Annotated in this window: 10 protein-coding genes; 7 read left to right on the forward strand and 3 right to left on the reverse strand. The window is 52.4% G+C overall.

Annotated elements, in window-relative coordinates; translation table 11 throughout:
• Nucleotides 1-29 precede the first annotated feature (29 nt).
• From EZJ44_RS05650 to fbaA, 3 genes are all read left to right on the forward strand, one after another.
• Nucleotides 30-797: an SDR family NAD(P)-dependent oxidoreductase gene (locus EZJ44_RS05650; RefSeq protein WP_131281188.1), complete on the forward strand. Its 768-nt coding sequence runs from the start codon at nucleotides 30-32 to the stop codon at nucleotides 795-797.
• Nucleotides 797-1,609, forward strand: coding sequence for a TrmH family RNA methyltransferase (locus EZJ44_RS05655; RefSeq protein WP_131281190.1), 813 nt, complete (start codon nucleotides 797-799; stop codon nucleotides 1,607-1,609). The genes EZJ44_RS05650 and EZJ44_RS05655 overlap by 1 nt, the downstream gene beginning before the upstream one ends.
• Before the next feature lie 216 nt (nucleotides 1,610-1,825).
• On the forward strand, nucleotides 1,826-2,851 hold the full coding sequence (gene fbaA, locus EZJ44_RS05660; protein ID WP_131281192.1) for a class II fructose-bisphosphate aldolase: 1,026 nt from the start codon (nucleotides 1,826-1,828) through the stop codon (nucleotides 2,849-2,851).
• Between the two features lie 197 nt (nucleotides 2,852-3,048).
• On the opposite strand, the gene EZJ44_RS05665 is transcribed toward fbaA, so the two are convergent.
• Both EZJ44_RS05665 and EZJ44_RS05670 read right to left on the reverse strand, forming a co-directional pair.
• Nucleotides 3,049-4,236 carry a carboxylate--amine ligase gene (locus EZJ44_RS05665; RefSeq protein ID WP_131281194.1) on the reverse strand — a complete coding sequence of 396 codons (1,188 nt, stop codon included), beginning with the start codon at nucleotides 4,234-4,236 and terminating at the stop codon, nucleotides 3,049-3,051.
• A gap of 54 nt (nucleotides 4,237-4,290) precedes the next feature.
• Nucleotides 4,291-5,274, reverse strand: coding sequence for a lipid II:glycine glycyltransferase FemX (locus tag EZJ44_RS05670; RefSeq protein WP_131281195.1), 984 nt, complete (start codon nucleotides 5,272-5,274; stop codon nucleotides 4,291-4,293).
• Nucleotides 5,275-5,664: 390 nt separating this feature from the next.
• Between EZJ44_RS05670 and EZJ44_RS05675 the strand changes: the two genes are divergently transcribed.
• On the forward strand, nucleotides 5,665-6,951 hold the full coding sequence (locus EZJ44_RS05675) for an adenylosuccinate synthase (protein WP_131281197.1): 1,287 nt from the start codon (nucleotides 5,665-5,667) through the stop codon (nucleotides 6,949-6,951).
• 201 nt (nucleotides 6,952-7,152) lie between these two features.
• On the opposite strand, the gene EZJ44_RS05680 is transcribed toward EZJ44_RS05675, so the two are convergent.
• Nucleotides 7,153-8,316 (reverse strand): hypothetical protein, encoded by a 1,164-nt coding sequence (locus tag EZJ44_RS05680; protein WP_131281199.1) that lies wholly within the window; start codon nucleotides 8,314-8,316, stop codon nucleotides 7,153-7,155.
• Nucleotides 8,317-8,646: 330 nt separating this feature from the next.
• Here EZJ44_RS05680 and EZJ44_RS05685 point away from each other — a divergent pair, with 330 nt between their 5' ends.
• From EZJ44_RS05685 to EZJ44_RS05695, 3 genes are all read left to right on the forward strand, one after another.
• Nucleotides 8,647-10,503 (forward strand): phosphoenolpyruvate carboxykinase (GTP), encoded by a 1,857-nt coding sequence (locus EZJ44_RS05685; RefSeq protein ID WP_131281201.1) that lies wholly within the window; start codon nucleotides 8,647-8,649, stop codon nucleotides 10,501-10,503.
• Between the two features lie 256 nt (nucleotides 10,504-10,759).
• On the forward strand, nucleotides 10,760-11,674 hold the full coding sequence (locus EZJ44_RS05690; RefSeq protein WP_131281202.1) for a phosphoribosylaminoimidazolesuccinocarboxamide synthase: 915 nt from the start codon (nucleotides 10,760-10,762) through the stop codon (nucleotides 11,672-11,674).
• 140 nt (nucleotides 11,675-11,814) lie between these two features.
• On the forward strand, nucleotides 11,815-12,591 hold the full coding sequence (locus tag EZJ44_RS05695) for a TetR/AcrR family transcriptional regulator (RefSeq protein ID WP_131281203.1): 777 nt from the start codon (nucleotides 11,815-11,817) through the stop codon (nucleotides 12,589-12,591).
• The last annotated feature ends 37 nt before the right edge of the window (nucleotides 12,592-12,628 follow it).

Raw genomic sequence — 12,628 nt, forward strand, 5'->3', positions numbered from 1 at the left:
CTCCCGCTCAAAAGCGGTAGGCTACTTGCATGGGAAGAGCACTTATTACAGGAGCGAGCTCGGGTCTAGGCCGTGAATTTGCCTGGACTCTGGCCGCCGAAGGAAATGATCTTGTTCTCGTGGCGCGCAACCGCGACCGTCTCGAGGAACTTGCCGATGAACTGCGCCAAAAAGCCAATATTGGAGTTGAGGTGCTTCCAGCGGACCTCAACAGCGCGGAGGGCGTTGATACCGTTGCGCAGCGGATCCAATCGGTGAACCAGCCAATTACCCTGCTCATCAATAATGCGGGCATGGGGCTTGGCCAAGATTTCGTGGGTGGCGATATTACGCGCGAGCTCGGCGCCGTCAATGTGATGGTCAACGCTGTGCTAGTGCTTACCCACGCTGCGGTGAACACGATGGTGGCGCGTGGGCGCGGCACAATCATCAACGTTTCGTCGATCACGTCAATGACGGTGCAGGGCACATACTCCGCGCACAAAGCCTGGGTGAAGGTGTTCACTGAGGGGCTGGCAACTGAACTTGAAGGCACCGGCGTGAATATCACTGCCGTTATGCCCGGCCTAATGCACACCGAGTTCCACGAGCGCGTGAATGTTGACGCTGGTCAGTGGCAAGAATTCATGTTTATGGATCCGCAGTTGGTCACGAATGTCGCCCTTGATGCGGCGCGTCGTGGGCAAGTGATTGTGGTGCCGACGCCGATGTACAAATTCACGTACGGGCTGCTCAAATTCGCGCCGCGCGCGTTGGTACGGAAGTTTGCTGGTCCGAAAATGTCGGGAAGGCTGTGATGACGGCGATTTCCGAGGAGGATTTTTCGACGACGACGCCGTCGCCTTCTGTTTCGATTGCAGGTAGCGATGCGACTTTGGACGATTGCACGGTCGTAGACAGTGGCGTCAGCTCAGAGAAGTGCTCGAGTTCGGATGCTGTTCCTGGTGCCGACAACCGTTTTGAGGTGCGCGAGAAGCTGCGGCTGGACCAAAACGACCCAGATTATCAGACGCAGTCGCCAGGAGTCGGCCCGTGGGAAGGGGAGTGGCCTACCGATCCGCGCTACGATCCTGATCTTCTTGAACGTGGAGATAGGCGCAATGTGGTGGACAAATACCGCTATTGGACGCTTGAAGCGATCAAGGCGGATCTCGATACCACCCGTTCAGAGCTACATATTGCTATCGAGAATCTCGAGCACGATCTCAATATCGGCTCTATTGTGCGCACCGGCAACGCTTTCAATGTTGGTGCTGTTCACGTGGTTGGACGCAAGAAGTGGAACCGGCGCGGAGCGATGGTTACCGACCGCTACATGCACGTGCACCATCACCCAGACCCAGGCGACCTGTTCTCTTGGGCGAAAGAGAATGACTATGCTGTGGTGGCAGTCGATAATATGGACGGATCAACCCAGCTGGAGCGTACTGAGCTGCCGAAACGTTGCGTTTTAGTGTTTGGTCAGGAATCGAACGGAATTTCGCCGGAGCTATTGTCAAAATGTGAAAAAGCAGTGTATATCCCGCAGTTTGGCTCTACACGTTCCATGAATGTGGCAGCCGCGGCTGCGATTGCTATGCACTGGTGGATCGCCCAATACCGCGCATAGCGCACATAAACTATATAAAGCTTGGATACCGCACATAAAGAACAGAGCGCACATACGGTTACATATCGCATGCACGGAACTACCGCCATTTCAGCCATCCGTTCATGCCGGCTGCACGTTGGTGCTAGGATCAATTGTGCGGGTCTATATACCCAATACTGAAGCGCTTTAAGTGAAATACTTAAGGTGTTCTCATTCCACATCGAAGGAGTTTTCGTGGCAATCGCAACCCCAGAAGTTTATGCAGAGATGCTTGACCGCGCTAAGCGCGATAAGTTTGCTTACCCAGCAATCAACGTAACCTCATCCCAGACGCTTACTGCTGCACTGCAAGGTTTTGCTGAGGCAGAGTCCGACGGCATCATTCAGGTGTCGGTTGGTGGCGCTGAATACTGGGCAGGATCGACGATCAAGGATCGTGTTGCAGGCTCGCTCGCAATGGCTGCCTACGCCCGCGAAGTTGCAAAGAACTACCCAGTGACGGTTGCTCTTCACACTGATCACTGCGCCAAGCAGAATATCGATTCGTGGATCCGCCCAATTATGGAGCTTGAAGCTGAAGAAGTAAAGGCTGGCCGCGATCCATTCTTCCAGTCGCACATGTGGGACGGTTCGGCTGTTCCGCTTGACGAAAACCTTGTTATTGCTCAGGAACTTCTTGAGCTTTCACAGGCTGCTCGCACTATTCTCGAAATCGAGATTGGCGTTGTTGGTGGCGAGGAAGACGGCGTTAAGGCTGAAATTAACGACAAGCTCTACACCACGGCAGAAGACGGAATCAAGACTGTTGAAGCTCTTGGCCTTGGCGAGAAGGGTCGCTACATCACCGCTCTGACCTTCGGAAACGTTCACGGCGTGTACAAGCCAGGCGCTGTAAAGCTTCGCCCAGAAATCCTTGGCGACATCCAGAAGGCTGTTGGCGAGAAGTTCAACGCTGGCGATCGTCCATTCGATCTCGTTATGCACGGTGGCTCTGGTTCGACTGCTCAGGAGATCGCGACGGCGGTTGAGAACGGCGTTATCAAGATGAACGTTGACACCGACACCCAGTACGCATTCTCCCGCCCAGTTGTCGATTGGATGCTCAAGAACTACGACGGCATGCTCAAGATTGACGGCGAAGTTGGCAACAAGAAGCAGTACGATCCACGTGCATGGGGCAAGGCTGCTGAAGCTGGCATGGCAGCTCGTGTGCTCGAAGCATGTGAGCGTCTCGGCTCGGTAGGCACCAAGCTTAAGTGAAATGCCTCAGTGAGCAGTTAAATATGGCTGACTAGGCAGTAAGACTACTCTTACGACTGGGAGGGGAAGCGTTCATCTCCATGAACGCTTCCCCTCCCCGCTATTTGTCCTAACTTAGGCGCCGGCTTGTCCATCGCGCAATATAGCGCTGATAGCCAAGGATTCGCCTTAGTTAGGGCAAGCTCAACCGATTACTATCAGCTCTCCCACAGCGTCTTAGCCAAGTTCTTTCGATGGCGCGCAATCCGCATGGTTCGCAGCGGGTTGTTGTCGAAAGAATAATCTAAGGCATTTCCTGTGTTGCTATAACGTGGTTCTTCCGTGAAATACTCCAAGGAAGCGCCTTCGAGTTGTTCAGCTACAGCTTCCCGGGTGGCAGTAATCCAGTTGAATGGGCGGCGAGTAATCGTTGGTGGTTCTTGCTCTGCTAAGTCACGCAGCGCCACATCGATAAAGTTCACGCCATTGAGGTTGGCATAGTAGAAACTCCGCCCGAGTCGTGTGTTCATTTCAAGCACGTACGGCACACCACTGATTGCATCAACTTTGAAGTCGATGTTGAAAAATCCTTCGTAGCCGAGCTCGCATACGATTTTCTCGCAAATTTCTAGCAAGTCTGGGCGATTGGTGTCGGTCAAGAGCAAATGGTTTCCTACCCACATTGGGCGGTGGTCGGATAAAACCGACCGTGCATGCGCAAATACGCAGCTCCCTGTGCGAAGGCTCCGGTAGCCATTGACCGAGTATTCTTGCGTGTGATCGCCGTTGATATAAGTCTGCACGATCATCGTGCCAGAAAAACCTGACTGATATACGGCCGCCAAGTACTCACGTGCCGCTTCCGGCGTCTGCGCATGAAAACCCTTGTGTTTCTCAGGGAAATCGTAGGAGTTGAAAAGCTCATAATTGGCGGCTTTGATGAATTGTGGACCTTCGAGTGGCAACTCCATGAAGTTTTCTGGCGTGGCGTTATACGTGCGTGGAATTTCCACACCAAACTCCGCCATCTTCTCATAGAAGAAGCTCTTGTCCATAAGCGCCCGTCCCAGCTCTTTTTCTGGGTAGGGCAAAAATGGCTTGAATTCGAGCAGGTCAAGAGACTTGTATAGAGTATGCAGATACTCTTCGGTGGGCGCCAAAATCATCACGTCGGTAATCGAATCCGCATGCTGGCGATACACCGAATTGAGAAGCGCCGCAAACACCTCAAGATCCGACGAAAAGTTTGGATCTGTGTGAATCTCGGCGATCGCCGTCTTATAAAAAGGCAGGAGCACGCCGGCACCACACACAGTGATTTTTTCTCCAGTTGCCTCGTGGTAACTGCGAGCTATGGTGTATGAATTTTCGTCGGTTCCGAGTGAAATAGTGAGGATTTTACGCAATTGTTTTGCCTCTCAACGTATCGTGGTGCGAAGTGCCGCGGGCGTGTGGCGGAATTATTTTTTGGTGAAGCGTGCGTACGTATCCGGATCGATTACGATGTCGAGGTTGCCAATCCATGACACGACGTTGTCCTCAGTGAACTTTTTCTTGAACTGGTACAGGCCGTCGTCTTCATCGGTGGAAAAAATTCCGCCCATGTCGTAGTAATCGCAACCAGCCTCCGCTGCAAAGCAAATCTCTTCGTAATTGATCTGGTAGCTCTGACCGAGGTTGTATTCGTGCGTGTCCGCGCCGTAAATCGAGAAGGCGCGCTTTCCGAAAGTGATGAGGAACGACGTCGCTATGGCCTCGCCGTCGTACATCGAGAAGCTTAGGCGTGTGTTGTTCGGGAAAGCGTCGTAGAGCTTTTCGAAATATTCGTAGGGCCGGTAGGAGAGCCCGTGGTGCTTGTTCATGATTTCGAGAATGCGGTAGAACTCGGGGAGGTCAGCGCGCGTGCCCACCTTGTTGCTGATTCCCAAACGGTAGGAGCGACGCACGGTCTTACGAGTTCCGCGCGAGAGGCCGGTGAGGATTTCTTCGCCGGTGCGTCCTTTGATGTCCAACACGAGGCTTTGGAGCGGCTGGGTGGTGTTCTTGGGGTCTTGGGTGAAGTTGTAACCTGCTGCTGCGTACTTTTCCACCAGCTCGGCGTCGTAAGGAACTTCAGGGTCGATACGCACCACGAATCCCTCGTGTTCGCGTACGTACTTTGTCACTTCGGCAAGTAGCTCGGTGACTGTTTCGACGTCGTAGAGATCGCACACAGGCCCGCGCGGTGCATAGAAGAAATTCCCGCCTGCGCGCTGGTCAAAAATGGACAGCAGCGAGATAGCAGCGCGGATTTCGCCGTCGCGCTCAATATAGAGGTGGTGACTTTGCCAGTTGTCTTTTACCTTCGCCCAATTCCGGCTTTGAAGAATCGTGCCGTACGGTGAATTTGCGAGGAATGTGTCGAATTTTTCCACGCTGGGCTTGTTAGTGACGTCGAGAATCATAGGAACAGTATATATAGAGGGGGAATCAGTATTTTCATTTCAAACACACCTTGTTCAGATTTGTAGGGATTTTCTCTATTTGGTGCCGTGCGCGACCTTGCGGGTAGAGTTACGTGTCATGCTGCAGATGTGCCGAGCTGGGTGATCAGCACCGTGTCTGGCATTTGGTGTTTCATCTCGTGTGGCAGTTAGTCGTGCGTCGACGCTTCGTATCACACCAGGTGTTGTGGGATATGAGACTGACCCTCTCGACATATGAAACATATCGTAAAGAGATGTTCAAGGTCGCTATTATTACTAAGTAAAGCGTGCTGTGGAATTTTCCCGTCCGCGTGACGTTTTACGAATAGGCTAAGAGCTAATCAGTAAACGTGAAGGACGTGAAGCAAGATGCCAGCAGTAATTATTGTGGGTGCTCAATGGGGCGACGAAGGAAAAGGTAAGGCCTCCGACCAGCTCGGAACCCAAGTTGACTACGTTGTAAAGTACAACGGCGGCAACAACGCAGGTCACACCGTCGTCGTCGATGGTGAGAAATTCGCTTTGCATCTTCTACCTGCAGGTATCCTCACCCCAGGATGTACTCCAGTGATCGGCAACGGAGTAGTTGTCGATCTCGACGTGCTCTTCTCCGAGATCGAGGAGCTGAACTCGCGCGGAATCGACACCTCTAAGCTGCGAATTTCAAATAACGCCCACATCATTCCTTCGTACAACAAAACGATGGACGCCGTCAACGAACGTATGCTCGGCAGCCGCAAGCTCGGCACCACCGGACGCGGCATCGGTCCAACTTATGCCGACAAGATGAACCGCATCGGTTTGCGAATCCAAGATCTTTTCGACCCGTCGATTTTGCGGCAAAAGGTGGAGGGCGCGCTCCAGCAGAAGAATGGCTTGCTGGAGAAAGTGTATGGCGAGGACGGTTTCGACGTTGACGCCGTCACCAATGAGCTGCTGTCCTATGCTGATCGCGTCAAGCCAATGCTGATGAACGTGACGGCGGAGCTCAATCACGCCCTTGACCGTGGCGAGACGCTCGTTTTCGAGGGTGGGCAGGCCGTGATGCTCGATATCGACCATGGCACGTATCCGTTTGTGACGTCGTCGTCGTGCTCCGCCGCAGGTGCTTGCACTGGTTCAGGCGTTGGGCCGCGCCGCATCGACCGAATTGTGGGCGTGGCGAAGGCATATATCACTCGCGTTGGTGAGGGCCCGTTCCCAACTGAGCTCTTTGACGAGTGGGGCGAGCGTTTGCGCGAAGTTGGTGGAGAGTACGGTACGACGACGGGTCGTCCGCGTCGCTGTGGATGGTACGACGCCGTGGTGGCGCGTTATGCCAGCCAGGTTAACTCTTTGACGGACATCGTTTTGACGAAACTGGACGTGCTCACAGGTATCGAGCAGATTTCGGTGTGTGTAGCCTATGAGCTTGATGGCCAGCGGATTGAGGATTTGCCTGATTCGCAGACGGATATGCGCCACGTAAAGCCGATTTACGAGTACTTCCCAGGTTGGACGGAAGATATTTCGCAATGTGCGACCTTTGAGGAGCTCCCGCAAGCGGCACAGGATTACGTGCTCAAGCTTGAGGAACTTTCTGGTTGCCGGATTTCGTCGATTGGTGTTGGGCCTGGCCGCGATCAGACGATCGTGCGCACTTCGCTACTTGACTAAAGGCATTGACGTGAAAACTTGGGGCTGTTTTTGCAACATCTCGACATATGTTCAGATGTTGCAAAAACAGCCCCAGGTTTCATAGTTTTCATACGGATCATGCGGCCGAGTATGTGGTGTGGGCGGGAGCTAGAAGCTCCCGCCCACACCACATACTGCAAATTGCTTAGTCAGTTAGCAGAGTTCTTGTTCTCAGACTAACTACTGCTGGCGCCAGTTGTTGTAATCAGGAGTGTCGCCACTATTGCCGCCATCCTTCTCCGACGGGGCTGGGGCTGATTCCGGCGTCGTTTCTGGTGCAGGTGGAACTGCGTCAGGGCCGGGCTGGAATGGTGTAGACGACGCAGGCGTTATAGGTGGTACCGACGGAGCTGGTGGTTGAGCCGCTGGTGGCATTGGTGCTACTGGTGCTTGTCCCGGTACTGGCTGCGTCGGAGCAGGAGCTTCTGCATAGGAGAATGGCGATGCCGATCCTTGCTGAGGCATTCCTTGCGGTTGCGCTCCTTGCTGTGGATTGTACTGGTATGGCGCTCCCGGCGTCTGCCCGTAAGGAGTCTGTCCGTAAGGGGACTGCCCATCAAAACCATAGCCTTGGGCAGGATCGTTGTTGGACTTCTTGCGGATCAAGAAGAATACGCCTACTCCGATCAAGCCCAGAACTACAAGTCCGCCAAGCGCCCACGGAAGGATTGAGAAACCGGAGTCTTTAGCATTGTCGGAATCGGAATCTTTGGAAAGATCAGAGTCCTTGCTGCCCGAATCTTTTTTCGAGTCCTCCTTCTTATCTTCATTTGTGGCTGCTACGCTACCCTTTGCGTGCTTCTTGCCTTCAACGGTGATCTTCTTGGCTAGGATCGTTATGTCGTTATAGCTCGCTGTGTTGCCGTTAACTGTTGCACCGTCAGCTTTTACAATCTCGCCAGGCATTGTGACATTGAACGAGAACTGAACGTTGAACTGCTTGAACATCTGCAGGTCTTGTTCGTCAAAGCTTGCCTTATCATCGTCACCAAAATTCAAAATGTAGGTATCGGGAGTTTCGACGAGCGTCTCGCCGTCTACCGCGTTGCCTTTTGACTTAATAGTCATCGTGCAGTCGAGGGTATTGCCAGAAGATGCATCTGTCATCTGGATATCCGATAGCGCTTTGTCGAGTGCCGAAATGTCCATTTCTTTCTCGATATCTTGGCACTTGAACTGTTGTGCAAACATTCCAGAATCATCCTTGAAATGCAAAGCCATATTCATGGAGCCGTCTTCATTAACGGCCACAGTATTGTGTGACTCGCAGGCAGTGAGTAGTAGGGCGAAAGGAAGCAGGATCGCTGCTACTTTTCTCCGAGATTTTTTGGTAGCACCTTGCATGCTGTTCTCCCTAAGTAAAGTATGAATGTGATGTTTCGTTTTCAACTATAACGGAAGAAAATAGAGTTTCATAGGAAAAGGCGAAAGCATGAAAAATTGGGACTGTCTACCTTATACGTGCAGGTTTCGCCCATAGCCTTATCGAGGCTAAAAGTGGAGAAATTGCACGAAAAAACAGAGAATGGAGGGGAAGTATAGGCGCTGGTATTTCGTAATATCGATAAGGAAATCGCGAGCCGATAGTCCCACCAAATCCGCGCTACTTCAGTGGATAATAGTTATTGGAAGAAAATCCGGTACAACATCGCCCAATCTCTAGGAGGACATGCGATGACAGACAAGACCTACACAGTTGACGAAGTACGCGAAGGTGCACCTTCCATCGCTCCAGCTGATCTCATCGAATGGGTAACTGAGGTAGCAAACCTCACCAAGCCAGCACAGATCGAATGGTCCGATGGTTCCCAAGAAGAATGGGATCGTCTCACCACGCTTATGGTTGATAGCGGAATGTTCACCCGCTTGAACCCAGAAAAGCGCCCTAACTCTTTCTTGGCTCGTTCCCTTCCATCCGACGTTGCACGTGTTGAGTCCCGTACCTACATCTGCTCCGAGAAGGAAGAAGATGCAGGTCCAACCAACAACTGGGCAGATCCAAAGGAAATGAAGGAAATCCTCATCGGCGAAAACGGCGTGTTCCGTGGCTCGATGGCTGGACGCACCATGTACGTGGTTCCTTTCTCGATGGGTCCACTCGGCGGTCCAATTTCCCAGCTCGGTGTTGAGCTCACCGACTCCCCATACGTTGTCGTTAACATGCGCATCATGACCCGCATGGGCGCTGAAGCTCTCAAGCTTATTAGCGAAGGTGGCGCTTGGGTTCCAGCAGTTCACTCGGTTGGTAAGCCACTTGCTGAAGGTGAAGCTGATGTAGCATGGCCATGCAACGATGAAAAGTACATCACCCACTTCCCAGAGAGCAACGAGATTTGGTCCTTCGGCTCCGGCTACGGCGGAAACGCACTGCTCGGCAAGAAGTGCTTCGCGTTGCGTATCGCTTCGACGATGGCACGTCGTGACGGTTGGATGGCAGAGCACATGCTCATCCTGCGTCTTACTGACGAAAAGACTGGCAAGCAGTACCACGTAACTGCTGCATTCCCATCGGCTTGTGGCAAGACCAACCTCGCCATGCTTCAGCCAACCATCGAAGGCTACAAGGTTGAGACCGTTGGTGACGACATTGCTTGGATGCGCCCAGGTCCAGATGGTCGCCTCTACGCTATCAACCCAGAAGCAGGCTTCTTCGGCGTTGCTCCAGGTACCTCATACGAGACCAATCCAATGGCTATGGACTCCATGAAGGAGAACGTAATCTTCACGAACGTCGCATTGACCGACGACGGTGACGTGTGGTGGGAAGGCATCGACGCTGAGCAGCCAGAGCACCTCATTGATTGGCAAGGTAACGACTTCACGAAGGCTGATACGGAAGCAGGTAAGAAGGCTGCACATCCGAACTCGCGCTTCACCGCTCCTGCTGCTCAGTGCCCAATTATCTGCGAAGATTGGGAAGCTCCACAGGGCGTAGCTATCGACGCAATTCTCTTCGGTGGACGCCGCGCAAGCAACGTTCCATTGGTTGCAGAAGCATTCGACCAGACCCACGGTGTATTCGTTGGCGCTACTGTTGCTTCCGAGCAGACGGCAGCTGCTGAAGGTGCGGTTGGCTCCTTGCGTCATGATCCGTTCGCTATGCTCCCATTCTGTGGCTACAACATGGCCGACTACTGGGGTCACTGGCTCGAGATGGGCGAGAAGCTCGGCGAGAAGTTCCCGAAGGTATTCCAGGTTAACTGGTTCCGCAAGGACGAGAACGGCAAGTTCATGTGGCCAGGATACGGCGACAACTCCCGCGTTCTTGACTGGGTAGTACGTCGTTGTGCAGGCGAAGTTGAGGCAATTGAGGGTATGACTGGTCTTTACCCGAAGTTCGAAGACTTCAACCTCGAAGGCCTAGACATCACCGCTGAGGATTGGGCAAAGCTTTACGCAACCGATCCAGAAGCATGGGGTGCTGAGGCTGAAGATTCGGCTAAGTACTTCGAGCAGTTCGGTGAGAAGCTCCCTGCAGCAATCTCCGCTGAGCTCGACAAGCTTCGCGCACGCATCGCTGATGCCAAGTGAGCTAATTCGTAGCTAGAACTTAGCAAAACGAGGGCTGGAGCAAATTGCTCCAGCCCTCGTTGTATGGGTGGCGGTATTGCAGAAGTGGCATCGCCGCATAAGCTGCCACATGCCGGAAGCTATGAAGTTTCACAAGTGGCACGGCTACATTAGTTCTCTCGTTGCGTTAGTCCATATCACCGACTAAGCGGGAAATTTCGAAGTTTTGCCAGTACGCTTGTGCTAGCGGCTTCGATGACGAAGAGAGGAGCGAATAATGGCATATTCTTTGGGTATTCCCGCGATTCCGGGATGGTCGCACACCTACAGTGGCAAAGTGCGTGATCTTTACGTGCCAACTGGCTCTGACTCGGTATTTGGTATGGAAACAATCATGATGGTGTCGTCTGATCGAATAAGTGCTTTTGATTTCGTGATGCCATCGGTGATCCCCAATAAGGGAAAATTTCTTACCACTCTTTCGCAGTGGTGGTTTCACCAGCTTGCGAGTATTGTGCCGAATCACCTCTTGGACTGCGAGATTCCAGCTACTGTAAAAGATCGTGCCATTGTTGCACAGCGCTTGAAGATGTTTCCGGTGGAATGCACGGTGCGAGGCTATTTAGCAGGTGCGGCTTACACAGAATATGATGAGACTGGCGCAGTAGCGGGCCAGAAACTTCCTGCTGGTCTTGCTGATTCAGAAGAATTGGCTGAGCCGATCTTCGTTCCCTCAATCAAAGCTGCTCGGGGCGAGCACGACGAGAATATTACGTACGACCAGTTTAAGGCGCTGGTTGGTGCCAGTAACGCCGAAATTATGCGCGAGTATTCTTTGACCGTCTACCAACACGCCCGCCAAATGTCGTTCGAACGTGGATTGATTCTCGCCGACACGAAGCTCGAATACGGAATTCCGTACGATAATGGGGAAGACGACGTCGTGCTGGGAGACGAGCTACTCACGCCCGATTCGTCCCGTTTTTGGTATGTAGATCACTATGAGCCAGGCAAACCGCAACCTTCATTCGATAAGCAGCTCGTACGCGACTGGTTATCCTCGGAGGAAAGCGGATGGGCACCGTCGTCGCGAAAATCTCCACCTCAGCTGCCATCCGATATAGTGAAAAGGACACACGACGCATATCTAGCCGTCGTTTATACCTTGACCGGGCAAAATACCCCATTTTAGAGGAGAAATATCACGCACGTTTTTGTAAGATTCGTGCCATGATGTGCTGAATGAATGCTATCTTTATTATATAAATGTCGAGGATTATAATGGCTGGTAAGGCACTTAGATCCATTCGATTTCGTGTAATGAGGAAGTAAATGACAACGATGGCTCAGGCGAACGGTATCAAGCAAGACGGTCGCGCTCTGCGTTGGGTTCGCCACCGCGAGGAACGCACCCGCAAGTTTGTGGAAATTACGTGCGATGTAGTGCGTAAATATGGTTATCAAGTGTCGATGGATCAAATCGCAGAGTATGCGAAAACATCCAAATCAATCCTCTATCGATATTTCCCCGACAAAATAAGCTTGCAGTACACGGTTGGTTCGTACATCGTCGGTGATCTCGTTGACCGAATTAAAACCGCCATGATGGAAGAAACATCGCCGGAATGCATGATTAAGTCTGCGATTGATGTGTACCTCGATTTCATGCTCAAAGACCTTGACCTCTACATCTTCGTGCGTATCGGCGATCTTGAAGGTGAGCCAGGAACTTCGAAACTTTTGAATTTCGACGAAGTATTTTTGTCGACGGCGGTGGGTACAGCAGTTGATGATCAGCTTGATCACGCACACGGCTCGCGTCTCGATGCGAATATCGGTGCAGGTTCTACGCATTACGCCGCTGGTACCGAGGGTGAGCGGCGGCAAAAGCTAGTTCGGAGCCACATTGGTTCGGTTGCGCTCGTGTCTGTTATCCGTTCAGTTGCTGAAACGTGGCTGTTCTCAAAGCGTATTCTCGATCGTCCAGAAGATTACCCTGATTTTGTGCTTGATGAGGCTGATCGTTTGGTTGCTGAGCTGAGCCAAGATGAGATCAAAGATTACATCTACGCTTGTGTTGAAGGTGGAGTTCTCGGCAACTTCCGGTAGCGATAACTTTTCGTCTTATTTTGTGTGGCTTCTGGAG

Origin of the sequence: Arcanobacterium bovis (assembly GCF_004331995.1) — a bacterium.
In the GTDB taxonomy this organism is placed as follows: domain Bacteria; phylum Actinomycetota; class Actinomycetes; order Actinomycetales; family Actinomycetaceae; genus Arcanobacterium_A; species Arcanobacterium_A bovis.